The organism is Pseudomonas pisciculturae (assembly GCF_015461805.1).
GTDB classification, from domain to species: domain Bacteria; phylum Pseudomonadota; class Gammaproteobacteria; order Pseudomonadales; family Pseudomonadaceae; genus Aquipseudomonas; species Aquipseudomonas pisciculturae.
In genome coordinates, this window is sequence record NZ_JACVZE010000004.1 from 146,690 (window position 1) to 173,002 (window position 26,313).

Genomic DNA, 26,313 nt, shown 5'->3' on the forward strand with positions numbered 1-26,313 from the left:
TGTTCGTACTTCATTAATAGCGATACCGAAACGTCACAGAATCGACGCCCGCTGGGCGAGCGTAAGGACGCATACCACCTAACACACGGTGCCTGATCTCAACAGTGGACCCACGTCCAAAAGGCTGGTCGTTAAAACGCTCAACAACCCCTGACGAATTGGGCTGAATGGGCTCGCAACTTCGGTCAGAACTATAGGGCCGGTAGTAACAGAGTTCGACCTCGTCATTGAGCGTCTGAGGATAATAGGTTGTGCTCCATTGAATGCCCAACAATTGCTTTTGCTTTAGACTTACTTCGCCGGGAATATCCGATGGAGAAACATTAAAGCGAGAGAAGCCAACACTAGGCTCAACGTTAGAGTTAGACAATATCAGTATAGGACCGGGGGCGACCGACTTAGTAATAACGGCTTCTGCCGCAAAAGCTGAACCATGTCCAACACCCCCCAAGAGAGCCAAAAACATAGTGCTTGGAAAAGTAACTAACCATTTCATAATCATCACCTTCAAGTCAGAAATTAACACTTCAGGCTCAAATCAATAAAACTGTAAGAATCACGCGATTACCATTGCACGATTTATTAACCGAATAAACCCACCCACTTCCTAAAATCACGCAGGACAACTCCGTCATCCCTAACAGTAGGAATAAGTAAGTAAGCTCCTAGTCCCGCCTCCCCTCTACCCAAAACAGCGATACCCGGGCATGCTTCGCGCCTCACTTCAAGGACGATAAAAACAATGAGAATCCGCCTCGCCGCTCTGTTAATGACATGCTTCGCCGCCCCTGTATTCGCCGACACACTGCCCATCGGCTTCCAGAGCTCCACCCTTCCCGCCCCGCAGAATCAACGCCCGCTGCAAATGGTCGTGTGGTATCCCGCCGCAACCACCGCCACACCGGAGTTGATCCGCGACGACGCCGTGTTCTTCGGCGCACTCGCCGTACCCGATGCGCCACCGGCCAGTGGTGAACACCCCTTGGTGGTGATGTCCCACGGCAACGGCGGCAATTGGGGCAATCAGGTGTGGTTGGCCAGTGCATTGGCGCAGCGCGGTTATATCGTCGCGGCAGTCAACCACCCCGGCACCACCAGCAAGGATCGCAACCCTGAAACCGCTGCGCAGTTGTGGCAGCGGCCCAAAGACTTGAGCCGAGCCATCGACGCGGTACTCGCGCAACCGAAGCAATTCGGCGCGGTGGCAAGCGGTCGGATTGCCGCAGTGGGCCACTCTCTCGGCGGCTGGACCGTGCTGGAAAGCGGCGGCGCACGCTTCGACCCCGACTTGTTCACCCAGGATTGCAAAGCCCACCCGCAACTCTCCGGCTGCAAGGCTTACCAAAAGGTGAACACCGCCAGCACCGCCGCGTCGAAGGCCGAGTTGGCCGCCGACTTACGCGACAAACGCATCAGCGCCGTGGTGTCCCTGGACCTGGGCCTGTCACGCGGCATGACCGATGCCAGCCTGGCCGCGATGAAGGTGCCGGTGCTGGTACTCACAGCAGGTGTGACGACGCCGGAGTTGCCAGCGGAGCTGGAGTCGGCCGACCTGGCCAGACGCCTGCCCAAGGCCTCGACGCAGTACCTGAAGATCAACGATGCCACCCACTTCAGCTTTATGGCGATCTGCAAACCGACGGGTGAAGCGCTGATTGAAGAGAGCTCACCAGGGGACGGGATGATTTGCCACGATGGCGAAGGGGCTCGGCCGCGAGAGGTGATTCAGCAGCAGGTGGTGGGGTTGATCAGCGATTTTCTGGCGGGGGTTTTTAAGCTGGTATCATCCCGACCTTCACCCGCCGGATAAAACCCCATGAACCGCCAGAAAAAACTCCAGCAACTCTTCAAGGCCAAAGCCAAAAAGGCCAGTGCCAAACTGGCGCCCAAATCCAAGGACAGGTACATCAGCAAAGCGGACCGGTTGAAACTCGACGCAGAGTCTGCTGAAACGCCGGTGCCGCCTGCCGAGAGTTGAGGGGTTTCAGCAGCCGGTCAAACCGACCTGCCGCCGCTCGCCTTCAAAGAACCACGGCCGCAACCGCACGCCCACGCTGTTGCCGATAAACGCTGCCACCAGCCATACCCAGCCATGCAGGCTGCCTGAGGCGATACCGCTGAAGTACGCGCCGATGTTGCAGCCGTACGCCAGGCGCGAACCGTAACCGAGCAGCAGGCCGCCGATCACTGCCGCCACCAGCGAGCGGGCGGGGATTTTCAGGCTGGGGGCGAAGCGTCCGGCCAGGCCTGCGGCCAACAGCGCGCCGAGGACGATGCCGATGTCCATCACGCTGGTGATGTCTTCCCACACCGGCGCGGCCAAAGCCTTGGCATTGCCGGGCATCTGCCAGAACGCCCAACTGGCAACGTCCACACCCAGGCCGCTCGCGACCTTGGCGCCCCACAACGCGAACGCCGACGTGATGCCCCAAGGGCGACCGGCCAATGCGAGGGTGGCGTAGTTGAGCAGTGCCAGGCCAATGGCGCCCCACAGCAACGGCCACGGGCCGCGCAGGAAGCGGCGCAGACCGGTGTGCTCACTGGTCACGCCTTCTTCCAGCTGGCCGTGACGACCTTTCTCCAGGCGCACCGTCGCCCAGGCGATCAGCGCGAATACAGCCAGGCTCAAGCCCATGGCGGGCCCTGCGCCAAAGCTCTTGACGATGGATACGGCCGGGAACGCCGGCAATGCAAACCACCAGTCCACGTGGTGGGTCGCGATCAACGAGCCGCAGATGAAAAAGAACAGCGTCACCAGCATGCGCGCATTGCCACCGCCCACAGTGAACAGCGTGCCCGAGGCACAGCCGCCGCCGAGTTGCATGCCGATCCCGAAGATAAACGCCCCGAATACCACCGACACGCCGGCCGGCGCCACCAGCCCGGCCACTGGCTGCCCGAACAAGGTGCCCGCCCCCAGCGCCGGGAAAAACAGCAACACCGCCAGCGCCAGCATCACCATCTGCGCACGCAAGCCCGCGCCCCGACGCTCATTGATGAACACGCGCCAGGCCGAAGTGAAACCGAAGGCGGCGTGGTAGAGCGTGAGGCCCAGTGCGGCGCCGACCACCAGCAACAGCACCTGGGGCGAACCCACGCTGTTTTGGAGGAACAAGGCGCCGAGCACCAGGATGATAAAGGCCACCAGCGGCGCAAGAGGCTTGCGCGCAGGCGTCATGGGAAGAGTGGGGGTCATCGTGTATCTCGGTTTATTTGAATAGGGATAGCGAATGATGGCATGGTTGCCCGCCACTCGAAAAACACCTTAAACACCTGTGGGAGTTGTCGAGCTTTAGTGAGGTTGCGAAGGCGGCGGTATTGGCGATAGAGATGTTGTGCCTGCACCGCCGCTTTCGCAGGCAAGCCAGCTCCCACAGTTGACCGCATTCCAAACGGGTGTACGCGGTGTAAATGTGGGAGCTGTCGAGCTTTAGTGAGGTTGCGAAGGCGGCGGTATTGGCGATAGAGATGCTGGGCCTGAACCACCGCTTTCGCAGGCAAGCCAGCTCCCACAGTTGACCGCATTCCAAACGGGTGTACGCGGTGTAAATGTGGGAGCTGTCGAGCTTTAGCGAGGCTGCGAAGGCGGCGGTATTGGCGATAGAGATGCTGAGCCTGCACCGCCGCTTTCGCAGCAAAGCCAGCTCCCACAGCTGACCGCATTCCAAACGGGTGTGCGCGGTGTAAATGTGGGAGCTGTCGAGCTTTAGCGAGGCTGCGAAGGCGGCGGTATTGGCGATAGAGATGCTGGGCCTGAACCACCGCTATCGCTGTCAAGACAGCTCCCACACCTGACTGCATTTCAAAGGACGACTCCCTTGGCAAAAGACATTGAAAACCCCTGCATTTCCACCTGTCAGCTCAGCGGCGACCTGTGCGTCAGTTGCGGGCGCAGCAAGGAAGACATCCGCAAATGGAAACGCATGAAGCGCCCCGAAAAGATGGCCGCCGTGCAACGCGCCACGCAACGCTTGAAGGCGCTGAAAAAAGCCAAGTAACGATCAGCCACGCCCCACCGAGCCCGACACCGGCAGGTTGCCGAGCAACTTCAGGCCGGTGCTTTTCACGAAGGTGTCGTAATCCATCGGTTTTTGGATACGTGTTTCAGCGTTAGGCAGCACATAGGCCCAGGCACGTTTGGACGAGGCGTCATACACCAATTTGAACAGCCGCGTCGGCACCCACACCTTGTTGTCGCCGATGGTGCTGTAGCCCGCGTCAAACAGCGGCCCGGTAAACACGTACACATCGCCGCCGGCACGCAAGGCGAACTTGCGCACATCGGCCTCGACCTTGCTCCAGATCTTGCGGTTGTTGGTAGGGTCTTGCGGCACCATGTTCGACAGCGCAAATGACTGAGCCATGGCATTGGCATCCGGCGCATCGGCGGCCGGGGATTGGTGACCACGGTCCATGTGCTGGGCGCGGTAGTCGCTCAGCTCGGCGCGCCCACTTTTGGGGATACGTGGGTCGGCGTAGAACTGGTTAGTACGCTCCTCACCCTTGGCGTCTTTCAACTGGGCAGCGTTCAGGCGTTCGACCACCACCAGCGGGGTCTTGCTGGTTTGCGAATAGAGTACGGCAAAGTGATCGGAACACAGCGCCAGAGGTTTCATGGCGGTGGGTACGGTAGCGGTCTTGATCGGCGTGGCGGTGGGGAACAGTTCGGCGCAGCTGTCGAACGACAGTTGTTTTTCCTGATGGGAATACAGATCCGCCACGGCCCGGGCGTGGGCACCGCTGGAAAGCAATACAAGGGCCGACAGCGCAATGGCCATTTTGCGTAAGTGCATGGGTTAAGTCTTCAAGAGGGAGTAAAGCGACAGGCTCCGAAGCACGGAGCCAAGTGGATGATATTGCAGGGTTTATTGACCTATCTTTGTCAGATTAGTGCCCGGCCACCGCAGGATTATCCGCACTGCGCGCCCCAGGTTTAAACCCATGCCCACGCGCCCCCCAGGCAATCGCAAATGACACGCCGATCAACACCACCATCGCCCAGGGAAACGACGCCACGCCCCATGTGTCGAGCAACACCCCGCCCACCACGCCGCTGCCGGCAATCGCGCTGTTCCACGCCACCACATTCAACGACAGCGCCACGTCGGCGCCCTCCCCCGCCGCATCGGCCAAGGCTGTTTGCAGCAGGGTCGCGGCACCGCCGAAGCTCAGGCCCCACACCGCCACACCGAGGTAAATCACGTGGGGCTGATTGCCCAGCAAACCGAACGCCACGCTGACCAGTGCAAAGGTCGCCAGGCTAACCAATACGGTTTTGCGCAACAGTGGCTCGACCAGCTTGGCCGTGAGCCAGATCCCGACCAAGGCGGCAATGCCAAACACCAACAGCACCAAGTCAACCCGCTCTGCCAAACCCGCCGGTGCCACGAACGGCGCGATGTAGGTGTAGAGAATGTTGTGGGCCAGCATCCAACTGATCACCACCGCCAGTACCGGCCGCACACCCGGCGTGGTCAGCACCTTACCCAGGGACAAGCGCTGGTGCGCAGCCTGCGGTGGATAGTCCGGAACCTTCACCAGCACCCACACAATCAGCACCAATGTCAGCGCCGACATCAGCCCAAACGTGGTGCGCCAGCCCACCAGGCCACCCAGCCAGGTGCCCAACGGCACGCCCAGCGACAGCGCAATCGGCGTACCCACCATCGCCAACGCCAACGCCCGGCCCTGTTGATGCGGTGCGACCATCCGCCGGGCATAACCGGCCAGCAGGCTCCAGGCCAACCCCGCCGCCACACCGGCAAAAAACCGCGCTACCAGGGTCACGCCATAGTGGGACGACAACGCGGTGATGGAATTGAACAGCAGAAAGCCGACGATGGTCAGCAACAGCACATTGCGCCGACGCCAGCCACGGGTCGCAATGGTCATGGGGATCACCGCCAGCACCGAGCCCAGCGCATACGCGGTAACCATCTGCCCCGCCATCGACGGCGAAACTGCCAGGCCCTCGCTGATCAACGGCAGTAGGCCGGCGGGCAAGGTTTCGGTGACGATGCAGATAAAGCCGGTCATGGCCAGGGCGAGCAAGGCGCCGATGGGCAGGCGGTCGGATGACGCCGATAAAGTCAGTGAAGGTGTCACGGGAAACTCCTTGAGAGGGACTTAGATACTGATCGATATAAATGTTGCAGGTGCCCGCAGCACATTGTCAACGACTTATGTATCGACTAGTATTTATCTCGCCTTCCCCACCGGAGACCTGACATGGCACAAATGGGCCGCCCCCGTAACTTCGACCGCGACCAGGCCGTGGATCAGGCCCTGCACCTATTTTGGCAGCACGGCTACGACGCCACCTCGCTGGCCCAGCTCAAGGCCGGCTTGGGTGGCGGTATTTCTGCGCCGAGTTTTTACGCCGCGTTTGGCTCCAAAGAGGCGCTGTTCGATGAGTGCGTGCAGCGCTACCTGGCGACCTACGCCCAGGTCACCGAATGTTTGTGGGACGAAACCCTGCCGCCACGCCAGGCCATCGAAACCGCCCTGCGCCAGTCGGCACGCATGCAATGTGAAGACGGGCACCCCAAGGGCTGCATGGTGGCGCTGGGGGTGATGAGTGCGCCGAGCCCGGAGAATGCGCGAGTGGCGGATGCCTTGACCCAGTCACGCCTGCGCACACGTGCCGGGATCGTGGCCTGCGTGAAACGTGCAGTGGATGCCGGCCAGTTGCCCGGCACCACTGACCCGGCAGTGATGGCGACGGTGTTTGACAGTTTCTTGCAGGGCGTTTCGATCCTGGCGCGTGATAACGTCCCCCATGGCGCGATCGATGCCGCGATCACACAATTGCTGATGAGCTGGGATCTAAGCGCTTCGATTGTGGCGCCACGCCTTAAAGGCGACTGATTGCCCTGCCCCCACTTGCTTTCCGTAATGGCACCCCGCTACTCTTGCGAATAATTCTTATCCGCAGACTTACCCCATGTCGGCCAGCGAACTTCCCCTGAATCAGGCCGTCCATGCGCTCTACACTGAGCACCATGGCTGGTTGTTCGGCTGGCTGCGCAAAAAGCTCGGTTGCCCCCATAACGCTGCGGATTTGTCCCACGACACCTTTGTAAGAATCCTCGCCTCCCGTGATGCCCTTGGCGGTATGCGCGAACCTCGGGCCTTCCTCACCACCACGGCGCGCCACCTGATCATCGACCGCGCGCGCCGTCGCCAGCTCGAAGACGCGTACCTGCGGGAGCTGGCGCTGACCGTCGAGATGATGGAGCAGTGCCAGCAATCGCCAGAACAGATCCTGGTCACCCTTGAAGCGCTGGAGCAGATTGCCTTCGTGCTCGACGGCCTGGCCCTGAATGCGCGACAGGCGTTCCTGCTGTACTTCCTCGAAGGCCTGCGCCAAAGCGAGATCGCCAACTGCCTGGGGATTTCCGAGCGCATGGTGCGCAAGCATCTGATGAATGCGCTGATGCACTGCAACCACGCGCTGGATATATGAGCACCGACCTCGACCAACAGGCTGCCAACTGGGTGATCCGCCTGAACGAAGGCCACCTCAGCGAGCGCGAGCATCAGCAATTCGAACGCTGGAAAGCCGCCGACCCGCGGCATGGCGCGGCGTTTGAGCGGCTGCAAGGTTTTGTCGGGCGTTTGCAGGCATTGCGCCCGCAACAGGCGCCGGTGCAGGCCGCGCTGGAAGCGGCGCGGGTGCGTCGGCGCAACCCGGCAGGTCGTGTGCTGCTGGGTGTGCTCGTCGCATTACCGGTGGCCCTGGCACTGCGGGTATATCCTCCAAGCTACCTGCTGGCCGACCAGCGAACCGCGCCGGCCCAATGGCAACAGGTCAACCTGGAAGACGGTTCGCAATTGACCTTAAGCGGCAACAGCGCCGTGGACCTGACCTTTAACGGCCAGCAACGCCAAGTGCGGTTGCTGCGCGGCGAGATCCTGGTGCAGGTGGCCCACGATGCGGCGCGGCAGTTTACGGTGGTCACTGACGACGGCCAGATGCGCGCGCTCGGCACGCGCTTTACGGTCAAGCGCGAAACCTCGGGCACCCTGCTGAGCATGCTCGAATCCACAGTCGCCGCCACCGATGCAGGCCACCACGACGATGTGAAGGTCAGCGCGGGCGAGCAGGCGCGCATCACACCGCACGCAGTGACACGGCTGGGCAAGATCGACCCGAGTACCACCGACGACGCCTGGAAGCGCCATCAACTGGTGGTGCAGGACTGGCCATTGCCGCAAGTGCTCGACGAACTGGCGCGCCAATACGGCGGGCATGTGCAGTTCAATCGCGAGCAGCTCGCTGATCTACGGGTATCCGCTGTTCTGCCACTGGATAACCCTCGCCGCGCCCTGCAACTGATTGCCGATGGCCTGCCGGTGCGCATCCGCTCGTTCAGTCCGTTGTGGTTGCAGATCGAACGCCAGGAAAAATAATGTTGCGTGTGGGGTTCCGCTTTTGCCTAGCGCCCCGTCAAGGAAGAAAGCACCTCAAATAACAGGAATTTCTTCCATGCCGCGCCACCTCAAGCGTTCCCCCTTGCCCCTCGCCCTGGCGATCAACCTGGCCAGCCTGGCAGCCCTGGGCCTGGCCATCAGCAGCCCGGTGGCCGCGCAAGAAGCTGCGCGGTACGCCATCGCCGCCGGGCCGCTCGGCCCGGCGTTGAACCTGTTTGCCCAGCAGGCGCATGTGGCGTTGTTGTTCGACAGCAAGACCGTCGCAGGCCTCACGACTGCGGGCCTGCAAGGTGACTTCCCCGTCACCCTGGGCTTTGCGCAATTGCTGCGCGGCAGCGGTTTGCAGGCGGTGCAAGGCCCCAACGGTTACGTGCTCGCGCCACTCGATACCGGTGGTTCGCTGGAACTTGGCCCTACAGCGATTACCGGCCTGACCGAAGAAAGCAGCACCGAACACGTCAAAGGCTACGTCGCGACGCACAACCTCAGCGCCACCAAGACCGACACGCCAATCATCGAAACGCCGCAATCGTTGTCGGTGGTCACCAGCGATGAGATCCGCGACCGCCAATCAGAAACCCTGTCGCAAACCCTCGATCTCACCCCAGGCTTCACCAGTCAACCCACCAGTTTCAACCGCACCTCAGACCGCTTCCGCATTCGTGGCTTCGATGTGGAGTCGGCCACCGGCGGCTCTCTACGCGACGGCCTGCGCCTGCAAAACAACTCCTACGACGGCGTGCAGGAACCCTACGGGCTGGAACGCGCCGAGGTGATTCGCGGCGCTGCGTCGGTGCTCTACGGCCAATTGTCGCCGGGCGGCTTGATCAACACCGTGAGCAAGCGCCCAAGCCTAACGCCCTACCATGAGATCAACCTGCAAGCCGGGCAGAACAATCGCAAGCAACTGTCTGCCGACTTCACCGGCCCGCTGGGCGACAGTGACACCCTGAGCTATCGCCTGACCCTGCTGGACCGCAAGAGCGACACCGCTGCCGACCACATCAACAACGACAAGGTCTACGTCGCCCCGGCCCTGACTTGGCGACCCGATGACGACACCTCGTTGACCCTGTTGTCGTTCTACCAGAAGACCGAAACCGGCTTCTCCGCGCCCCTGCCCTATCAACTGACTAAAGGCGTGGGCAGCGGCCGCTTCCAGATCGGCCGCCACGACTTTATCGGCGAGCCCGACTACGACGAAATGAACGGCGAAATGTCGGCGATCGGCTACGAGTTCGAGCACCGTTTCGATGAGCACACGCGTATCAGCAACAAGCTGCGTTACTACCAGTCGGCAGTGACCTGGCGTTATTTGCAGGTCAACACCGCCGGTATCGCCACCGCGCAAACCACCGGCATCCTGCGCCGCCAATACAGCGACCGCGAAGAACGCTCGCGCGGCCTGGCCAGCGACACCAACATCGAGAGCAAATGGCAGTTCGGCGACTGGCAGCACACCTTCCTGCTGGGCTTCGACGGCTATGACACCAGCTACGACTCCCACAATTTCCGCGGCAATGCGCCGTCGTTGAACCTGGCGACCTACCAATATGGTCAACCCGTGGTGGTGAATAAGAACCCCGCTACCGACCGCGGCTCGCAGATCGACACCCTGCAAAAAGGCATCTATTTCCAGGACCAGATCAAGTTCGACGAGCATTGGATTCTGCTGTTGGGCGGCCGCCATGACTGGGCCGACCAGCACACAGAACTGTTCCGCAACGGGGTCGACAGCGGTAAAAGCGATGAAGCCACCACCTGGCGTGCAGGCTTGGTGTACAAGGCCGACAATGGCCTGGCGCCGTACATCAGCTACAGCGAATCGTTCTTTCCGGTAGCCGGCACCAACAAAGCCGAGCAAAGCTTTGTGCCCACCGAAGGCCGGCAGTACGAAATCGGTATTCGCTACCAGCCCGAAGGCAGCGCCACTCTGCTGAGTGCGGCGGTGTACCAACTGGAGCAGAAAAACGTATTGAGCCAGGACCGTACCGATATCAACTTTTCGGTGCAGGTCGGCGAAGTGCGCTCCCGAGGCTTCGAGCTGGAAGCCAAGACTGAAGTCAGCCCCAACCTCAGCCTGATCGCCTCCTATGCCTACATCGACGCACGCATCACCCAAAGCGATATTGCCAGCGAAATCGGCCAACGCAGCGAAGACACCCCCTACCACCAAGCCGCCCTCTGGGCTGATTACCGCCTCGCCGCACTGGGCGTGCCACAGCTGCGCATCGGCGGTGGCGCACGATACAAAGGCACCACCCAAGCGTCCGGCGTACCCTCATCGATGCCCGCCTACACCCTGTACGACGCCCGCGCCAGCTATGAAATCGACCCCAACTGGGAAGTGGCGCTCAACGCCAATAACGTTACCAACAAGCGCTACACCTACTGCGAGTTTGCGATTTGTCGGTATGGGGATGAGCGGCAGTTGGTCAGCTCGCTGACTTATCGCTGGTAACAGAGGTGGCGGGTGGTACAGCGCCACCTGCTCGCTTACTGGGCCAAATCCAAGGCAAAAAAAAAGCCTGCATCTCTGCAGGCTTTTCTCTATCTGGCTCCACGACCTGGACTCGAACCAGGGACCCAATGATTAACAGTCATTTGCTCTACCAACTGAGCTATCGCGGAATGCGCCGTATGTTACTGATTAAAAAGAGGAAGTCAAGCTTTCTCTGGCGGTCGGTGCGTTTAAACCGGAGGGTCGCCTGCAACTTGTTGTTCCTGGGCCAGTTCCAGCCAGGCCAGTGCAGCCGGTGGCAGGTGGGCACTGGCGCGCCAGGCCAGGGCGATGTGCCAGTCGGTGTGGGGTTCGTCGAGGGGGATCAGGGCGATGCCGTCATGTTGGTGCTTGTGCGCCAGCATGCGTGGCAAGAAGGCGACGCCCAGGCCAGCGGTGACCAAATCGACGATGAAGTCGATCTGACCGCTGCGGGCGGTCACTCTCGGCGTGACGCCTTTGCGCTCGCAGGCCGCGAGGATTTTGGCGTTAAGGGCAAACCCTGCTTCGAACAGGATGAAGGGGGAGTCGGCCAGGTCAATGAAGTCGATGCGCTTGCGCTGGGCCAGGGGGTGGCTGATGGGCAGCACGGCTATCAAAGGTTCATTGCGCACGGGCTGAAAATCGAAGCCTTCATCTACGGGCAATAAAAGGGCCGCCAGGTCCACCTCCCCCGCTTCCAGGCATTCACGTAGTTTTTTGCTGCCGTACTCAGTGAGTTCGATGTCGATGTCCGGATAACGGCTGCGGTAAGTGGCGAACATGGTCGCGAACAGCACGCCACAGCCTACCGGCGGCAAGCCGATGCGCAGTTGGCCGCGCTTGAGACCGCGCAGGTCGTCTATCTCGGCTACCAGGTCATTGTGTTCTGCGAGCAGCACCAGAGCACGGCGGTAGGCAATTTCGCCAGCGGCGGTCAGCTCGTTGCGGTGGCCAAGGCGGTTGAGCAACGGAGTGCCAAGTTCATCTTCAAGGGTCTTGACCGCCTTGCTCACGGTGGACTGGGTAAGGGACACCACATCGGCCGCCTGGGAGAAACCGCCCTGGCGCACGACCTCGACAAAGGCGCGCAATGTTCGAAGATTCATTGGTATTCCTTTTGCGACTGGCTGCTAGTGATAAAAGTTGTTTTTATCATGCCAGATTTTTACCTATGCTGACCTGCCGTGCCTTGTGGAGATACCGTTCATGATCATCTCGTCCGCCTCCGACTACCGCGCAGCCGCCAAGCGCAAGCTGCCGCGCTTTCTGTTCGACTATATCGACGGCGGCGCCTACGCCGAGCACACGATGCGGGCGAACAGTTCGGATTTGGCCGAGATCAGCTTGCGCCAGCGCATCCTGCGTAATGTCGACAGCCTGAGCCTCAAAACCACGCTCTTTGGCCAGACGCTGGACATGCCGGTGATCATCAGCCCGGTAGGTTTGACGGGCATGTACGCTCGGCGCGGTGAGGTGCAGGCGGCGAAGGCGGCGGCGAACAAAGGCATTCCGTTTTGCCTGTCGACAGTGTCGGTGTGCCCGATTGAAGAGGTTGCCTCGCAAAGCCCCCAGGCGATCTGGTTCCAACTCTACGTGCTCAAAGACCGTGGTTTTATGCGCAATGCACTTGAGCGTGCACAGGCTGCGGGCATCACGACGTTGGTATTTACCGTGGACATGCCGACCCCCGGCGCACGCTATCGTGACGCCCACTCAGGCATGTCCGGGCCGTTCGCGGCGCAGCGGCGCATGCTGCAAGCTGTCACCAAGCCGCAATGGGCTTTCGATGTGGGCTTGATGGGCCGCCCTCATGACTTGGGCAATATCTCCAAGTACTTGGGCAAGCCCACCCACCTGGAAGATTACATTGGTTGGCTGGCAAACAATTTTGACCCCTCCATCAGCTGGAAAGACCTTGAGTGGATCCGCGAATTCTGGAAGGGCCCGATGATCATCAAGGGCATCCTCGACCCCCAGGATGCCAAGGACGCGGTAAGTTTCGGCGCAGACGGCATCGTGGTGTCCAACCACGGCGGTCGCCAGCTGGACGGCGTGCTATCCACTGCCAAGGCCCTGCCAGCCATTGCCGAAGCGGTGGGCGATGACCTCACGGTGCTGGTGGATTCGGGCATACGCTCAGGGCTCGACGTAGTACGCATGCTCGCCCTGGGCGCCAAGGCCTGCCTGCTGGGGCGCGCCACCGCCTACGCACTCGCCGCCGATGGGCAGCATGGCGTGGAAAACCTGCTGGACATTTTCGCCAAGGAAATGCGCGTGGCCATGACCCTCACCGGCGTCACCGCCATCGAACAGATTGACCGAACGACCCTGGTCTAACGCTGCTCGGTGCTTAGTTGCCAAATAACCGGCGCCATCATCCAGCGGCTGTTTTTAGCGATAAAAACAGCCGCTTGATTTATAAGGCTTTTTATTTAATTAAAACGTTTTGGCATGAATCTAGCTCTAACCTCGTTCAAGCAGGTTAAGCGATGACAAGACGTGCGGTTGAGCCCAGGGGTTATAACCCTCTGCAAAGCGGTCTAAACTGTTACCCATGTTTTACGGAACTGAAGGAACAGTAAGACGCTTGGCATTTGCCACTCTCATCGAGCCTGTAAGACAGCAAAGCGCTTAGAGGCCGTTCGCTTATGAAAACACCAACCCAGACCAACGCAATTGACTTCGACAGTGCCAAATTGCAACGCCTGGGGTTTGGTCAGCCATCCCTTCTCCCACGCCGTCCGATTACCATTACCCAACTGCGTCAGCAATTGGGCATGCAACTGCAAACCAGCCTTGAACCGGAGCGCATCCTCGGGGTGTTCTTCCGTGAAATCCAGCGACTGGTGCCCCTGGACGCCCTGCAATATCACCACGATGCCAGCGACTTGCGCCTGGAGTTCGGCCATCGCGGCCACCATTCGGTGAGCTACAGCCTGAGCCATGAAGGGGAGCACTTGGGTGAGCTGATCTTTCGCCGCAACCAGCGTTTGCTGGAAGAAGAACTCGGCCAGCTCGAATCCTTGCTGGCGACGCTGCTGTACCCGATGCGCAACGCCCTGCTCTACCGCGCCGCCACCCGCAGCGCCCTGCGCGACCCCTTGACCGAGACCGGTAACCGCATCGCCATGGACCAGACCCTGCAACGGGAGATCGACATGGCGCGCCGGCACCTCAACCCGCTGTCCTTGCTGATGCTGGACATCGACCACTTCAAAATCATCAATGACACCCACGGCCATACTGCGGGCGATAGCGTGCTGCGTGCCGTGGCGGCAGCGATCAAGAGCCAGTTGCGCAACGTGGACATGGTGTTTCGGTTTGGCGGGGAAGAGTTTCTGATCTTGCTGTCCAACACCGGCCGGGACGCGGCGGCGTTGGTGGGTGAGCGTCTGCGCCAGGCGGCACAGGCCCAGGATTATTGGGCCGATGGTACGCGTATCGAACTGACGGTGAGCCTGGGTTGCTCGACCTTATTGGCCGCTGAGTCCGCCGAAAGCCTGTTGCGTCGAGCCGACAGCGCCCTGTATGTGGCCAAGCGCGAAGGCCGCAACCGCTTGGCAATGGCGGGGTAACGCTCAATAACTGTGGCGAGGGAGCTTGCTCCCTCGCCACAGGTTATTTACCCATTACGCTTCGCTGGCAACCCGCAACTGGCGCTCGCGCACCTGGGTTGGCGCTTTTTCTCGCTCCAGCCGCATGCAGCTTTCCAGGAACAGGTACATGTAGTCATAGCTCTTTCGCACGGCCTGGCCCAGCTCGACCTGCAAGGCCTTGCTCGGGTTCATCCCGGCCAGGGTACAGATGATTTCCAGCGCTTCCCAAGGGTGCGCATCATCGTATTGGGCGTGCATCTTGAGCCATTTCATCGCGCGCTTGCGGTCTTCCTCGGGGAAGGCTGCCGCGTAGACCCCAGTGGAACACACCACCGCGGACCATTCCCCCGTCGCCCCTTCGATCGCGTAATTGGTCGCGGCAATGGCCACGATCAGCGAATCGGATGAGCTGGTGTGCCAGCACCAATGGCTCAGGGCGTGCAATTCCGGCGGCACGTTCTGGGCCTGCAACTCTTCGAGGCTGACACCGTGGGCGCCGGCCCAATGCACCCAATAATCGGCATGGTTGAGTTCCACACGAATATTGCGCATCAGCCAGCGTCGCGCCATGTCTTCCCCAGGGTGGCGGGCAAACTTGGTCTTGGTGAGGTTTTGTGCCATGTACAAAGCAAACTGTTCGACCACGGGCCAGCCACCGATCAGGTAGTGGCGCAGGGTCTTGGCGCTGAGCGTGTTATCACGCATGCGCTGATACAGTTCGTGTTCGACAACTCGGCGCTTGCTCTCGCTACAGTCCAGGATCAGTTTCTGAGCCCAGGCGGGGTAACTTGAGGCTTCCATAAGCGGGCCGGTTCTGATGAATGTGTCGATCACTGCTAAAGCTCCTTTTCAAGTGTGATTGTACAGACCAGCAAATGTTTCAGCGGAACGTGCCGGGCGCCTTGAACAGCAAAGGCTGCGGTCGCACAGGTCGACACTGCAAACTATCAAAGGTAAACAATTGCGGTCGTTCAATCAGGTAGCCCTGAGCGTAATCCACACCTATCTCGAGTAACGCCTGTTCGATTTGCGGTGTCTCGACAAACTCTGCAATTGTGCGCTTACCCATGACGTGGCCGATGTGATTGATCACTTCGACCATCGCTCGGTTAATCGGGTCGTCCAGCATATCCTTTACGAAACTTCCATCGATCTTCAGGAAGTCTACAGGTAAATGTTTGAGATAGGCGAATGAGGACATACCGGCACAAAAGTCATCCAGAGAGAAATGACACCCTAAGGCTTTGAGTTCATTAATAAATCTAATCGCACTCCCTAAGTTTGCAATCGCGCTGGTTTCGGTGATTTCAAAACAGATCATCGCCGGCGGGATATTGTAAGTAAGAAACTTCTCACGCAAGAACCCAAGAAAGTCTTCATCACCAATAGTTATGCCTGACAGGTTAATCGCACACATCGCCATCGGAGCGCCCGCACGCTCTTGCATGCACTGGGCAATGATCCTGAATACGTTCTCCACCACCCAGCGATCCAGTGACGTCATCAAGCCGTAACGCTCGGCGGCCGGAATGAAACTGTCGGGCAAAATGATACGCCCGGCTTCGTCATGCAGCCGTAACAGGATTTCAATATGCCCATTGCCACCGTCCGTGTGGCCCAGGGGGCAAATCTCTTGGGCGTACAGGCAAAATCGATTCTCTTCCAGCGCCATGTGCAAGCGCTGTACCCAGGCCATTTCGCCAAAACGCAGGGACAATTCCGAGTCATCGGCGTGGTACACCTGCACGCGGTTGCGGCCTTTTTCCTTGGCCATGTAGCACGCCATATCCGCGGCCCGCAGCGAGGTTTCCAGGGTGGTTGGCGTGTGTGAGATATGCACCAGCCCGATACTGACGGTCGTCATAAACGGCCGCCCCTTCCACACAAAGTGCAGGCTTTGCACGGTATGACGCAGGCTCTCGGCGATTTTCTCCGCCACCGCCGCCGGGCAGTTCTCGAGCAGGATGCCAAACTCATCGCCCCCCAGGCGCGCCAGGGTGTCACCTTCGCGCAGGTCCGATTGCAGCAGCGCGCAAATATGCCGCAGCAACTCGTCACCCGCCGCGTGGCCGCAGGTGTCATTGACCAGCTTGAACTGGTCCAGGTCAAGGAACATCAAGGCATGTCGCCCACCCTGCGCGAGCCCTGCGGGGTGCAGCACTTGCTCCAGGCGATACTCGAACTCGCGACGGTTGGCCAGCCCGGTCAAGGCGTCGTGAGTCGCCTGCCACGACAGGTTGGCGATGTACTGGCGTTCCTGGGTCATGTCGTGCATCACCAGCACCGCACCGCTGACCTTACCGGCGCTGCGGATCGGCGCGCCCACCAGGGTCACGGACACGGTACTGCCGTCTACACGCTGGATGGTTTTCGAATGTTCGCTACCGCCGCTGAGCTGGCCCTTGACGATGTGCTCGATCAGGGTAAAGCCGTCGGGCTGGGCGTTGTCATCCAGCAGGTTGAACAGCGCGGCCAACGGCAGCCCCTGGGCCTGTTCTGACTTCCAATGCGTCAGCGCTTCGGCTGCCGGGTTCATGTAGGTAATGGCACCGTCGACGTCGGTGGTAATCACCCCGTCGCCAATCGACTCCAGGGTGATTTGCGCCCGCTCTTTTTCCGCCTGCAAAGCGTCGGCGAACGCATGCCGCTGGGCCAGCAGTTTATGCGTGCGCAACAACGCCAGCACGATCAGGCCCAGCGCGGTGGCCAGATTGGTGATCAACAGCAGGCGCAGGATCATCCGCGAGCCTTCCCCGAGTGCATCGCTGAAGGCCTTGGCAGCAGGCGTCACGCCCTCGTTGATCGCAATGATGTGCGCCTTCCATTGGCGTACATCGTTGCCACTGACTTGGTCGCGAATGATCGATTGGTGCATCTCCTGGGCCAAATCGTCCAACTGCACCAGGTAGCCATCGCCCACTGTCCACAGCTCAATGGCTTTTTCCAGATAGCTGAAATGGCGAAAGTTGAGGTAGAGCCAGATCAGGCTGGAAACGTCGTCCGGGTGGTTGCCGCCTTTGAGAATGCCTTGACGGGCGGCGGCGAGATCAGGCGTGGGGCGATCGAGGGCGATGCGTAGCTCATGACCGCCCTGCGGCACGGCGATGGCTTGCTGGTACTTGAGGTAAGTGGTTTCGTCGCGGTTGTCGGCGTAGAGGGTGAGGTAGTAGATGGCGTCTTTCTGGCCCTTGGACCATAGGCTTTCACCGGCCACATAGCCACGCACCGCCGAGAGCATATAAAGGCTGACACAGCCCAGTAATGCCTGAAACAGCACAACGGCGATAAATGGCCAGACAATGCCCAGCAGCCTTGGCGTTCCGAGAGTCCGCTTTTGCTTCATGAAGCCCCTTGCACATGCACCGCTGGATACGCACGCGAAAAACCGCTTCCATTCGCTCAGCCTAGGCTAATTCAACGCACTTGCTGCAGATGCCCGTAGAGTTTGGCGTACAAGCCGCCGTCGGCAATCAGTTGCTGATGATCGCCATCTTCAGCAATGTGACCGCCGTCAAACACCAACACTCGATCTGCTTGCTTAACCGCCGACAAACGGTGGGCGATGATCAGTGTAGTACGCCCACTGAGAAACCGCGCCAGCGCCTGATGCAGGTTGTACTCGGTGGCTGCGTCCAGAGCCGAAGTGGCTTCATCGAGTATCACCACCTTGGGTTCGGCCAACACCATGCGCGCAATCGCCAGACGCTGGCGCTGCCCGCCAGAAAACCGCACCCCGGAACGCCCCACCACGCTGTCCAAGCCTAACGGCAGCGCCTTGACGGTAGCATCCAGCTGGGCAATTTCCAGTGCCTGCCAACACGCCTGGTCGCTGCGCTCGCGCCCCATGGTCAGGTTGGCACGCACGGTATCGTTGAACAGCGCCGGGTGTTGCAGCACTACCGCAACATTTTCGCGGATGGTCTCCAGGCCGATTTCCTGCTGGGTCGCACCGCCGAAACGAATACTCCCGGCCTGGGGCGTATAGAGCCCGAGCAGCAGTTGCACCAACGTACTTTTACCGCCGCCGCTGGCACCGACAATCGCGACCTTCTCGCCCGGTGCGATGGTCAGGTTCAACCCATCGAGCACCCGATCTTCGCCGTAGCCGAAGTTGAGGCCACGCACTTCGATACCCACGGTTTCACGCCCGGTGAACGGGTCTTCGCCCCCGGCGTACTGCGGCTCGTCGGCACGCGCCAGCAGCTCATTGATCCGCGTCAGCGCGCCACCCGCCGCGTAGTAGGCGTATTGCAGGTTCAGCAGTTGCTCCACCGGGCCGATCATGAACCACAGGTAGCTGAACACCGCGAGCATCTGGCCGATGGACAGGTCCGAAAACAACACCGTGAGCATGGCCGCCGCGCGGAAGATGTCGATACCGAACTGGAACAACAAGCCACTGGCGCGGCTAGAGGCGTCAGTTTTCCATTGCGAGTGGATGGCGTAGTCGCGCACTTCCTGGGCACGCTGGCCCAGACGCCCGAGGAAAAAGCCCTGGCGGTTGCCAGCGCGTACTTCCTGGATCGCATCGAGGGTTTCAGTGAGCGCCTGGGTGAAGCGCGACGTGCTGTCGTTCTCCAGTTTCTTAAGGTGTTTGACGCGCTTGCCCAACTGCACCGTGGCGTAGATCACCAGCGGGTTGAACAGCAGGATAAGCAGCGCCAGTTGCCAATGCATCCACACCAAAATCGCCGAAGTGCCCACCAAGGTGAGCATGGCCACCAGGAAACGGCTGAGGGTTTCGCCGACGAATTTGTCCAGGGTATCCAGGTCGGTGACCAGATGGGTGGTCACCGTGCCGCTGCCCAGGCTTTCGTATTCGCCCAAAGAGATGCGCTTAAGCCGTTCGATCAGGCGCACGCGGATGCGGTACACGATGTCTTTGGCCAGCCGCGCAAACAGGCGCGCCTGCACCACGTTGAACACCAATGCGCCGCAACGCAGCAACAGAGTCACCAGCAACATCAGGCCGATATAACCTGCCGCTTTCTGCCAACCCATGGGCAATGCGTGATTCATGACTTTAAGGGCGGCGTCGCCGTGCCCCAGCAGCACTTCGTCTACCAGCAACGGCAGCAGCAGTGGGATGGGCACGCTGCACAGCGTCGCGAATACGGCGACGCCATTGGCGATCCATAGTGACTTTTTGTGGCGCAGGGCCAGACGGCGAATTTCCGCCCAGGTCAGTCGGTCAGCGCGCTGGGCGGGTTCATGCACAGCTTGCTCGCTCCAGCCATCGGGCTAACAACGGCGATAACTCGGACAACGGCTGATAACCGTTGGTCAACAAGGCCAGTTGACCATTGCGCTCGGCCAATAGCGTCGGGAAACCGGCGATGCCCAGGTCTTGCACCCAGGTGAAGTCGGCCGCCGTGGCAGCATGCTGCTCAGCCTGGTCGAAGGCGCCGGCAAACTCGATACGCGGGATGCCCGCCTGTTCGGCCAACTCCACCAGCACGCTGGCGAGAGTCACGTCGCGACCCTCGACATAGAACGCACGCTGAATCAGCCCCAGCAGCGTCCACGCGCAATCCGGCGCCAGGCTGCGAGCCGTCACGAGGGCGCGGCACGCAGGCTCGGTGTCATACACAAAACCGTCGGGCAACGCGCCTTCGCGCTTGAACGGTTGGCCGGTGGCCTCGGTGACCGCCTGCCAGTGTTCAAGAATATAACGCCGCGTGGTCGGCTCCAGGGCCGCGCCACTGCCGGTGCGCAAGCCGCCCACTACAAGGTGCAGCTCCACGCCGGCCGCCTGGGCCTGCGCCACCAATGCCTCGGCCACCGGGGCAAAGCCCCAGCACCAGGAACACATCGGGTCCATTACATAGAGCAGGCGCGCAGACATGGCTCAAGCCTCGGAAGGGGATTGCTTATAGTTGAAGCCAATCGGGTGCGGCATATTGCGGGCCTTGGCCAACTCGATCTGCTTTTGCCGGTCAATCGCGCTGCGACGGGTTTTCTCCGGCAGCTTGTCCCAGCAGTGCGGGCAGCTGATGCCGGCCACATAGTGCTCGGAGGTGCGATCTTCGACGCTGATCGGGGTTCGGCACGCATGACATTGATCGTAGTCGCCTTCGCTCAAGTCGTGGCGCACGGTCACGCGATTGTCGAAAACAAAGCAGTCGCCCTGCCATTTGGTCTCTTCTTGCGGCACCTCTTCGAGGTACTTCAGGATGCCGCCCTTGAGGTGGTAAACCTCGCCATAGCCTTCGCTGAGCATGTAGCTCGACGCCTTCTCGCAACGAATGCCACCGGTGCAGAACATGGCGACTTTCTTGTGCACGGCCGGGTCGAAGTTGGCTTTGATATAGTCAGGAAATTCGCGAAAACTGGTGGTTTTCGGGTCGATCGCGCCTTCAAAGGTGCCGATGGACACTTCGTAGTCGTTACGGGTGTCGATCAGCAGTACTTCCGGGTCGCTGATCAGCGTGTTCCAGTCCTGCGGGTCGACGTAGGTGCCAACCTTTTTGTTCGGGTCGACGCCTTCGACGCCCAGGGTCACGATCTCTTTCTTGAGCTTGACCTTGGTGCGGTAGAACGGCTGGTCGTCGCAGTAGGATTCTTTGTGGTCGATGTCGACCATGCGTGGGTCGTTCTTCAGCCACGCCATCAGGCCATCAATGCCTTCGCGGCTGCCGGAAACGGTGCCGTTGATGCCTTCTTCGGCGATCAGCAAGGTGCCTTTGATGCCGTTGTCGACCATCGCCTGCAGCAGGGGCTCGCGCAGGGCGACGTAATCTTCGAGGGTGACGAACTTATACAGTGCCGCCACGACAATCGGTTGAGTCATGGGTGTTCTCTCCAGGTGGCTACCCTCGTAAAGGGTGAACCGGATGCAAAAAAAAACGCGCCGACTAAGCGGCGCGTTGCGGATTCTATCAGGGATACCCCGTCAATGTCCGCCGGCGCAGGTCGGCGAGGCCGGGGCTGCGTCGATTTTCGCCCATTCTTCAGGCGTATAGGTATGCAGCGCCAGCGCATGAAACTCGCTCATCAGGTCACCCAAAGTGGCGTAGACCTTCTGGTGGCGCTTGACGCGGTTGAGCCCCTCGAACTGCGGGCTGACCAGCACGGCCTTGAAGTGGGTCTGCAACCCACGGCTATGCATATGGCTTTCATCCAGCACGCTCAGGTGGTCGGTGCCCAGGGCGGCAAGCGCCGTTTCGATACGCTGTTGCATGGTCATTCCTGCTTACTTCTTCTTGGCCGGAGCGGCTTTAGGCGTCAGCTCGTTGGTCATGTCTTCCAACAGCTTGTTCACCACCGGCACGGCGCTTTCCAGCTTGGCCTGGGTCATCTGGGCCGATTGCTGGGTCAGTTGCGGCATTTTTTCCAGGACTTTCTTGCCCAGTGGCGACTGGTAGAAGGCGACCAGGTCCTTGAGTTCGGATTCGCTGAAGTTTGTGGTGTAGAGCTTGACCATGTCCGGCTTCAGCTTCGGCCAGCCGATGGCTTGGTCGAGAGCGGCGTTGGCCTTGGCCTGGTAGCTGTCCAGTACGGACTGCTTGGCGGCAGGCGCCTTGGTCTGTTCGAAACGCTGGGCGAACATTTGCTGCACTTGCATGTACACCGGGGTACCCAGCTTGTCGGCATGGGCCAGGGTAAGGAAGGCTTCGGCACTGGCGTTGTGGCTGGCGGTATCGGCAAGAACCTGGCCGCTGGCGCAAACCAGAGCAACCGCGGTACAGATGGCACGAAGACGAGTCATCGAGTTTCCTTTTCTAGCAGGCGAGGTAAGACCCCAAGGGCGCCCATTCTGCGCCTAAAAAACCTTATGGCTCAACCCCGGGCCTTGACGGGCCTGCATTCTCGTCAAATGAATCCGATGAAAAGTCTTTTACGGAACCCACCCGCCCGATCACGGCCTAAACTGCGCAAACCGACTTCAAGGAGTGTGCCCGATGAGCCGTATCGAAACCGACAGCCTGGGAGGCGTTAACGTCCCGGACGACGCTTACTGGGGCGCCCAGACCCAACGCTCACTGGTGAACTTCGCCATCGGCGAACAACGCATGCCGCTCGCGGTACTGCACGCCCTGGCCCTGATCAAGAAGGCTGCGGCACGGGTCAACGACCGAAATGGCGACTTGCCCGCCGATATTGCCCGCCTGATCGAACAGGCCGCCGACGAAGTACTCGCAGGCCAGCACGACGACCAATTCCCCCTGGTGGTCTGGCAGACCGGCAGCGGCACCCAGAGCAACATGAACGCCAATGAAGTGATCGCCGGCCGCGCCAACGAACTGGCGGGCAGCGGGCGCGGCGGCAAGAGCCCGGTGCACCCCAACGATCATGTGAACCGCTCCCAGAGCTCCAATGACTGCTTCCCTACCGCCATGAGCATTGCGGCCGTACAAGCCGTGCATCAACGCTTGCTGCCCGCCATCGCCACGCTGTCCGGCGGCTTGGCCGAGTTGGCGGCGAGGCATATGAAGCTGGTGAAGACCGGGCGCACCCACATGATGGATGCCACGCCAATCACCTTCGGCCAGGAACTCTCGGCCTTTATCGCCCAGCTCGATTACGCCGAACGCGCCCTGCGCAGTGCCCTGCCCGCCGTGTGCGAGCTGGCACAGGGCGGCACCGCCGTCGGCACCGGGCTCAATGCACCCCACGGGTTTGGCGAGGCGATTGCCTCCGAGTTGGCGGCGTTATCAGGCCTGCCGTTCGTCACCGCGCCGAACAAGTTCGCCGCCCTTTCCGGCCATGAACCGCTGGTGACCCTGCACGGCGCGCTGAAAACCCTGGCCGTGGCGCTGATGAAAATCGCCAATGACCTGCGCTTGCTGGGCTCCGGCCCACGTGCCGGGTTGGCCGAGGTCAAGTTGCCGGCCAACGAGCCCGGCAGCTCGATCATGCCCGGCAAGGTCAACCCGACCCAGTGCGAAGCGCTGTCGATGCTGGCCTGTCAGGTATTGGGCAATGACGTCACCATCGGCATCGCTTCAAGCCAGGGCCATTTGCAGTTGAATGTGTACAAGCCAGTGATCATCCATAACCTGCTGGAGTCGATCCGCTTGCTTGCCGATGGCTGCAATAACTTCCAGGAACACTGCGTGGCCGGGCTTGAGCCGGATGCCGTGCAAATGGCTCAACACCTGGAACGCGGGCTGATGCTGGTGACGGCGCTCAACCCGCATATCGGCTATGACAAATCCGCAGAGATCGCCAAGAAGGCCTATGCCGAGGGGCTGACGCTACGGGAAGCGGCGCTGCAATTGGGCTACCTCACCGATGCAGAGTTTGATCAGTGGGTGCGGCCAGAAAACATGCTCGGCGCCTAAGACGCCATGCGTAACCGCCTGGCCTTGAGCCCGGCAATCAACGACGGTGCCAACGCCACCATCGCCGAGCCCAACACCACCACCAGCGCCCCGGCATAGCCCAGGGCGTTGATCTCTTCGGCCTGCACATAATCGGGCCACAACCACGCCGCCAGTGCCACGGCAACAAAGGTCACCAACGGCGTAAGCGCCAGAGTTGCGCTGACCCGCGAGGCTTCCCAATGGGCCAGGGCTTCGGCAAATGCACCGTAGGCCACCAGGGTGTTCATGCAGCACGCCAGCAACAGCCAACCTTGCATGGGGCTCAGGTCCAGTGCCTCAAGCGGATGCGCCCAGGGTGTGAGCAGCACGGCGCAACACAGGTAGATCACCATCATCACTTGCAACGAGTTCCACACCGTCAGCAATTGCTTCTGGCCCAGGGCGTAAAACACCCAGATGGAAGTGGCGAGCAAAATCGTCAGCACCCCAGCGGTGTAAGTACCAAGGGACGTAAGCAGCTCTGTCAGGCGCTGGTTGAAAAACAGACCGAACCCTGCGACCAGCACCACCAGGCCTAACACCTGCCCCAGGCTGAAGCGCTCCTTGAACACAAACACACTGGCGATCATCAAGAAGATCGGCCCCATCTGCACCACCAACTGCGCAGTACCGGGGCTCAGCATTTTCAGGCCCACCAGGTACAGCACGTAGTTACCCACCAGCCCGCACACAGCCATGCCTACCAGCCAACCGCCCTTGGGGCCCAATACCTTGCGACTGGGCAAGCGTTTGGTGAGCGCAAGATAGATGAACAGACAGCCACCGGCGACGGTCAGGCGAAACCAGGTGACGGTGATCGGGTCCATCACCTGCAGCACCTGCTTGAGTTTGATCGGCAGGATGCCCCAGAGAAACGCGGTCAGCAGGGTCAGGAGAAAACCGTAGACCCAGCGGCCGGAAGAGATGTGCATGAGTGCCCCAAAAAGCCAGAGGAAGTTGTGAGGGCATTCTAGGGGCAAGCGTAAGAGTTGGGCTACGACACAATTGAAATGTGGGAGGGGGCTTGCTCCCGATAGCGGTGGGTCAGCTAGACAATAGGTAGCTGACACACCGCTATCGGGGGCAAGCCCCCTCCCACATTGACCGTATTTATCCGGAGGAAATCAGCGCACCGCTTCGAACAGGCCCGTAGCCCCCATACCTCCACCCACGCACATGGTCACGATGCCATAGCGCAGATTGCGCCGCTGCAACTCACGCACCAAATGCCCCACCTGACGCGAGCCGGTCATGCCGAACGGGTGCCCGATGGAGATCGAGCCGCCGTTGACGTTGTACTTGGCGTTATCGATTTCCAGGCGATTACGCGCATACAGGCACTGTGAGGCAAACGCCTCGTTCAACTCCCACAAATCAATGTCCGCTACCTGCAAGCCTTTGGCCTTGAGCAGCTTGGGCACCGAGAACACCGGGCCGATGCCCATCTCGTCCGGCTCGCAACCGGCGACGGTAAAGCCGCGGAAAAACGCCTTGGGCTTGAGGCCCAATTCAAGGGCTTTTTCCAGGCTCATCACCAGAGTCATCGAGGCACCGTCGGACAGCTGCGACGAGTTACCCGCCGTCACCGAGCCGTCTTCGGCGAACACCGGCTTCAAGCCTTGCAGGCTGGCCAGGGTGGTATCCGGGCGATTGCAGTCATCACGGTCAACCACACCGTCGAGCATCTGCACCGCGCCGGTGTTCTTGTCCTCGACCCGGTACTTGACCGCCATCGGTACGATTTCATCGTCGAACAAACCGTCAGCCTGAGCCTGGGCAGTACGCTGCTGGCTTTGCAGGGCGTACAGGTCTTGCTCTTCTCGGGTGACGTTGTAGCGGCGGGCGACGATTTCGGCGGTCTGGCCCATGGGGAAGTAGATGCCCGGCACCTGTTCTTTAAGCAGCGGGTTGATCAGGTTGTCGGTGTTGACGCTTTTCATGGTCAGGCTGATGGACTCGACGCCGCCGGCGACAATGATATCGCTGCAACCCGAGGCAATCTGGTTGGCGGCAATCGCAATCGCCTGCAAGCCCGACGAGCAGAACCGGTTAAGGGTCATGCCCGCCGTGCCAGTGCCCAGTTGCGACAGCACCGCCACGTTGCGGCCGATGTTATAGCCCTGGGCGCCTTCGTTGGAGCCGGCGCCGACGATGCAATCTTCGACTGTTGCCGGGTCGATGCCGTTGCGAGTCAGCAGCGCGTTGACGCAATGGGCCGCCATGTCATCCGGGCGGGTCTGGTTGAACTTGCCGCGAAAGGATTTGGCCAGGCCGGTTCGCACGCTGTCGACGATCACTACTTCACGCATGGGCTACCTCGATCTTGTGATTGTTGGGAGATGGATCGAGGATAGATCCAGCTCCCGCCAACCGCGACGATCATTCACCCGGCGTATGCAAAAGCATGCCCCCCTCCTGTGGTGAGCGGGGCCTGTTGTGGCGAGGGAGCTTGCTCCCGCTGGGCTGCGCAGCAGCCCCAATAAAGACGCCTGGGTGT

General features: G+C 60.5%; 24 protein-coding genes and 1 tRNA gene. 10 read left to right on the forward strand and 15 right to left on the reverse strand.

Features of this window, described 5'->3' with window-relative positions; genetic code table 11:
* Positions 1-13: 13 nt before the first annotated feature.
* Positions 14-496, reverse strand: a complete 483-nt coding sequence (locus ICY20_RS12630; protein WP_194937649.1) for a hypothetical protein — start codon at positions 494-496, stop codon at positions 14-16.
* A 246-nt stretch (positions 497-742) separates the two neighbouring features.
* Here ICY20_RS12630 and ICY20_RS12635 point away from each other — a divergent pair, with 246 nt between their 5' ends.
* Together ICY20_RS12635 and ICY20_RS12640 are read left to right on the forward strand one after the other, a co-directional pair.
* Positions 743-1,810 carry an alpha/beta hydrolase family protein gene (locus tag ICY20_RS12635; RefSeq protein ID WP_194937650.1) on the forward strand — a complete coding sequence of 356 codons (1,068 nt, stop codon included), beginning with the start codon at positions 743-745 and terminating at the stop codon, positions 1,808-1,810.
* A 6-nt stretch (positions 1,811-1,816) separates the two neighbouring features.
* Positions 1,817-1,978 (forward strand): DUF2986 domain-containing protein, encoded by a 162-nt coding sequence (locus ICY20_RS12640; RefSeq protein ID WP_159962353.1) that lies wholly within the window; start codon positions 1,817-1,819, stop codon positions 1,976-1,978.
* Positions 1,979-1,984: 6 nt separating this feature from the next.
* Here ICY20_RS12640 and ICY20_RS12645 read toward each other — a convergent pair whose 3' ends face one another.
* Positions 1,985-3,196 (reverse strand): YeeE/YedE family protein, encoded by a 1,212-nt coding sequence (locus ICY20_RS12645; RefSeq protein ID WP_159962354.1) that lies wholly within the window; start codon positions 3,194-3,196, stop codon positions 1,985-1,987.
* A 622-nt stretch (positions 3,197-3,818) separates the two neighbouring features.
* On the opposite strand from ICY20_RS12645, the gene ICY20_RS12650 reads away from it, so the two are divergent.
* Positions 3,819-3,998, forward strand: coding sequence for a DUF1289 domain-containing protein (locus tag ICY20_RS12650; protein ID WP_159962355.1), 180 nt, complete (start codon positions 3,819-3,821; stop codon positions 3,996-3,998).
* Positions 3,999-4,001: 3 nt separating this feature from the next.
* On the opposite strand, the gene ICY20_RS12655 is transcribed toward ICY20_RS12650, so the two are convergent.
* Together ICY20_RS12655 and ICY20_RS12660 are read right to left on the reverse strand one after the other, a co-directional pair.
* Positions 4,002-4,793, reverse strand: coding sequence for a DNA/RNA non-specific endonuclease (locus tag ICY20_RS12655; protein WP_159962356.1), 792 nt, complete (start codon positions 4,791-4,793; stop codon positions 4,002-4,004).
* 94 nt (positions 4,794-4,887) lie between these two features.
* Positions 4,888-6,105, reverse strand: a complete 1,218-nt coding sequence (locus tag ICY20_RS12660; RefSeq protein WP_159962357.1) for an MFS transporter — start codon at positions 6,103-6,105, stop codon at positions 4,888-4,890.
* 123 nt (positions 6,106-6,228) lie between these two features.
* On the opposite strand from ICY20_RS12660, the gene ICY20_RS12665 reads away from it, so the two are divergent.
* The 4 genes from ICY20_RS12665 (at position 6,229) to ICY20_RS12680 (ending at position 10,894) form a co-directional block, all read left to right on the forward strand.
* The gene (locus ICY20_RS12665; protein ID WP_194937651.1) at positions 6,229-6,867 is read left to right on the forward strand and encodes a TetR/AcrR family transcriptional regulator; all 639 of its coding nucleotides are present in this window, start codon (positions 6,229-6,231) and stop codon (positions 6,865-6,867) included.
* Positions 6,868-6,943: 76 nt separating this feature from the next.
* A complete protein-coding gene (locus tag ICY20_RS12670; RefSeq protein ID WP_194937652.1) occupies positions 6,944-7,465 on the forward strand; it encodes a sigma-70 family RNA polymerase sigma factor in 522 nt (173 codons plus the stop codon).
* Entirely contained in the window at positions 7,462-8,412 is a 951-nt protein-coding gene (locus ICY20_RS12675; protein ID WP_194937653.1) for a FecR family protein, read from the forward strand. Before ICY20_RS12670 ends, ICY20_RS12675 begins: the two co-directional genes overlap by 4 nt.
* A gap of 76 nt (positions 8,413-8,488) precedes the next feature.
* Positions 8,489-10,894 carry a TonB-dependent siderophore receptor gene (locus ICY20_RS12680; protein ID WP_194937654.1) on the forward strand — a complete coding sequence of 802 codons (2,406 nt, stop codon included), beginning with the start codon at positions 8,489-8,491 and terminating at the stop codon, positions 10,892-10,894.
* Between the two features lie 94 nt (positions 10,895-10,988).
* On the opposite strand, the gene ICY20_RS12685 is transcribed toward ICY20_RS12680, so the two are convergent.
* Together ICY20_RS12685 and ICY20_RS12690 are read right to left on the reverse strand one after the other, a co-directional pair.
* Positions 10,989-11,064 (reverse strand) — tRNA-Asn (locus tag ICY20_RS12685).
* A 60-nt stretch (positions 11,065-11,124) separates the two neighbouring features.
* Complete coding sequence (locus tag ICY20_RS12690) at positions 11,125-12,021, reverse strand: LysR family transcriptional regulator (protein ID WP_194937655.1); 897 nt, start codon at positions 12,019-12,021, stop codon at positions 11,125-11,127.
* A 100-nt stretch (positions 12,022-12,121) separates the two neighbouring features.
* On the opposite strand from ICY20_RS12690, the gene lldD reads away from it, so the two are divergent.
* A complete protein-coding gene (gene lldD / locus ICY20_RS12695; protein WP_159962363.1) occupies positions 12,122-13,252 on the forward strand; it encodes an FMN-dependent L-lactate dehydrogenase LldD in 1,131 nt (376 codons plus the stop codon).
* 311 nt (positions 13,253-13,563) lie between these two features.
* Positions 13,564-14,490 (forward strand): GGDEF domain-containing protein, encoded by a 927-nt coding sequence (locus ICY20_RS12700; protein ID WP_194937656.1) that lies wholly within the window; start codon positions 13,564-13,566, stop codon positions 14,488-14,490.
* A 54-nt stretch (positions 14,491-14,544) separates the two neighbouring features.
* On the opposite strand, the gene ICY20_RS12705 is transcribed toward ICY20_RS12700, so the two are convergent.
* The 7 genes from ICY20_RS12705 to ICY20_RS12735 all read right to left on the reverse strand — a co-directional run bounded on the left by ICY20_RS12705 (position 14,545) and on the right by ICY20_RS12735 (position 22,219).
* Entirely contained in the window at positions 14,545-15,312 is a 768-nt protein-coding gene (locus tag ICY20_RS12705; RefSeq protein WP_228758424.1) for a TenA family transcriptional regulator, read from the reverse strand.
* Positions 15,313-15,391: 79 nt separating this feature from the next.
* Positions 15,392-17,854, reverse strand: coding sequence for an EAL domain-containing protein (locus ICY20_RS12710; RefSeq protein WP_159962366.1), 2,463 nt, complete (start codon positions 17,852-17,854; stop codon positions 15,392-15,394).
* A 71-nt stretch (positions 17,855-17,925) separates the two neighbouring features.
* Positions 17,926-19,728, reverse strand: a complete 1,803-nt coding sequence (locus ICY20_RS12715) for an ABC transporter ATP-binding protein (protein WP_159962367.1) — start codon at positions 19,726-19,728, stop codon at positions 17,926-17,928.
* Positions 19,721-20,323, reverse strand: coding sequence for a DsbA family protein (locus ICY20_RS12720; protein WP_194937803.1), 603 nt, complete (start codon positions 20,321-20,323; stop codon positions 19,721-19,723). Before ICY20_RS12720 ends, ICY20_RS12715 begins: the two co-directional genes overlap by 8 nt.
* A gap of 36 nt (positions 20,324-20,359) precedes the next feature.
* The gene (trhO, locus tag ICY20_RS12725) at positions 20,360-21,301 is read right to left on the reverse strand and encodes an oxygen-dependent tRNA uridine(34) hydroxylase TrhO (protein WP_194937657.1); all 942 of its coding nucleotides are present in this window, start codon (positions 21,299-21,301) and stop codon (positions 20,360-20,362) included.
* A gap of 102 nt (positions 21,302-21,403) precedes the next feature.
* Positions 21,404-21,697: a BolA family protein gene (locus tag ICY20_RS12730; RefSeq protein ID WP_069077894.1), complete on the reverse strand. Its 294-nt coding sequence runs from the start codon at positions 21,695-21,697 to the stop codon at positions 21,404-21,406.
* Positions 21,698-21,703: 6 nt separating this feature from the next.
* On the reverse strand, positions 21,704-22,219 hold the full coding sequence (locus ICY20_RS12735; RefSeq protein WP_122486796.1) for a DUF2059 domain-containing protein: 516 nt from the start codon (positions 22,217-22,219) through the stop codon (positions 21,704-21,706).
* A gap of 193 nt (positions 22,220-22,412) precedes the next feature.
* Between ICY20_RS12735 and ICY20_RS12740 the strand changes: the two genes are divergently transcribed.
* Positions 22,413-23,795, forward strand: a complete 1,383-nt coding sequence (locus ICY20_RS12740; RefSeq protein WP_159962370.1) for a class II fumarate hydratase — start codon at positions 22,413-22,415, stop codon at positions 23,793-23,795.
* On the opposite strand, the gene ICY20_RS12745 is transcribed toward ICY20_RS12740, so the two are convergent.
* Complete coding sequence (locus ICY20_RS12745; protein ID WP_159962371.1) at positions 23,792-24,748, reverse strand: DMT family transporter; 957 nt, start codon at positions 24,746-24,748, stop codon at positions 23,792-23,794. The two genes, ICY20_RS12740 and ICY20_RS12745, sit on opposite strands and share 4 nt — an antisense overlap.
* Positions 24,749-24,940: 192 nt before the next feature.
* Positions 24,941-26,125, reverse strand: a complete 1,185-nt coding sequence (locus ICY20_RS12750; RefSeq protein ID WP_159962372.1) for a thiolase family protein — start codon at positions 26,123-26,125, stop codon at positions 24,941-24,943.
* Positions 26,126-26,313 lie beyond the last annotated feature (188 nt).

Excerpts from the sequence above, each read along its gene's own strand:
- ICY20_RS12630 (WP_194937649.1), bottom strand. The coding sequence starts at position 496 with ATGAAATGGTTAGTTACTTTTCCAAGCACTATGTTTTTGGCTCTCTTG.
- ICY20_RS12635 (WP_194937650.1), top strand. The coding sequence starts at position 743 with ATGAGAATCCGCCTCGCCGCTCTGTTAATGACATGCTTCGCCGCCCCT.
- ICY20_RS12640 (WP_159962353.1), top strand. The coding sequence starts at position 1,817 with ATGAACCGCCAGAAAAAACTCCAGCAACTCTTCAAGGCCAAAGCCAAA.
- ICY20_RS12645 (WP_159962354.1), bottom strand. The coding sequence starts at position 3,196 with ATGACCCCCACTCTTCCCATGACGCCTGCGCGCAAGCCTCTTGCGCCG.
- ICY20_RS12655 (WP_159962356.1), bottom strand. The coding sequence starts at position 4,793 with ATGCACTTACGCAAAATGGCCATTGCGCTGTCGGCCCTTGTATTGCTT.
- ICY20_RS12665 (WP_194937651.1), top strand. The coding sequence starts at position 6,229 with ATGGCACAAATGGGCCGCCCCCGTAACTTCGACCGCGACCAGGCCGTG.
- ICY20_RS12670 (WP_194937652.1), top strand. The coding sequence starts at position 6,944 with ATGTCGGCCAGCGAACTTCCCCTGAATCAGGCCGTCCATGCGCTCTAC.
- ICY20_RS12675 (WP_194937653.1), top strand. The coding sequence starts at position 7,462 with ATGAGCACCGACCTCGACCAACAGGCTGCCAACTGGGTGATCCGCCTG.
- ICY20_RS12680 (WP_194937654.1), top strand. The coding sequence starts at position 8,489 with ATGCCGCGCCACCTCAAGCGTTCCCCCTTGCCCCTCGCCCTGGCGATC.
- ICY20_RS12690 (WP_194937655.1), bottom strand. The coding sequence starts at position 12,021 with ATGAATCTTCGAACATTGCGCGCCTTTGTCGAGGTCGTGCGCCAGGGC.
- lldD (WP_159962363.1), top strand. The coding sequence starts at position 12,122 with ATGATCATCTCGTCCGCCTCCGACTACCGCGCAGCCGCCAAGCGCAAG.
- ICY20_RS12700 (WP_194937656.1), top strand. The coding sequence starts at position 13,564 with ATGAAAACACCAACCCAGACCAACGCAATTGACTTCGACAGTGCCAAA.
- ICY20_RS12705 (WP_228758424.1), bottom strand. The coding sequence starts at position 15,312 with ATGGAAGCCTCAAGTTACCCCGCCTGGGCTCAGAAACTGATCCTGGAC.
- ICY20_RS12710 (WP_159962366.1), bottom strand. The coding sequence starts at position 17,854 with ATGAAGCAAAAGCGGACTCTCGGAACGCCAAGGCTGCTGGGCATTGTC.
- ICY20_RS12720 (WP_194937803.1), bottom strand. The coding sequence starts at position 20,323 with ATGTGTTCCTGGTGCTGGGGCTTTGCCCCGGTGGCCGAGGCATTGGTG.
- trhO (WP_194937657.1), bottom strand. The coding sequence starts at position 21,301 with ATGACTCAACCGATTGTCGTGGCGGCACTGTATAAGTTCGTCACCCTC.
- ICY20_RS12730 (WP_069077894.1), bottom strand. The coding sequence starts at position 21,697 with ATGACCATGCAACAGCGTATCGAAACGGCGCTTGCCGCCCTGGGCACC.
- ICY20_RS12735 (WP_122486796.1), bottom strand. The coding sequence starts at position 22,219 with ATGACTCGTCTTCGTGCCATCTGTACCGCGGTTGCTCTGGTTTGCGCC.
- ICY20_RS12740 (WP_159962370.1), top strand. The coding sequence starts at position 22,413 with ATGAGCCGTATCGAAACCGACAGCCTGGGAGGCGTTAACGTCCCGGAC.
- ICY20_RS12745 (WP_159962371.1), bottom strand. The coding sequence starts at position 24,748 with ATGCACATCTCTTCCGGCCGCTGGGTCTACGGTTTTCTCCTGACCCTG.
- ICY20_RS12750 (WP_159962372.1), bottom strand. The coding sequence starts at position 26,125 with ATGCGTGAAGTAGTGATCGTCGACAGCGTGCGAACCGGCCTGGCCAAA.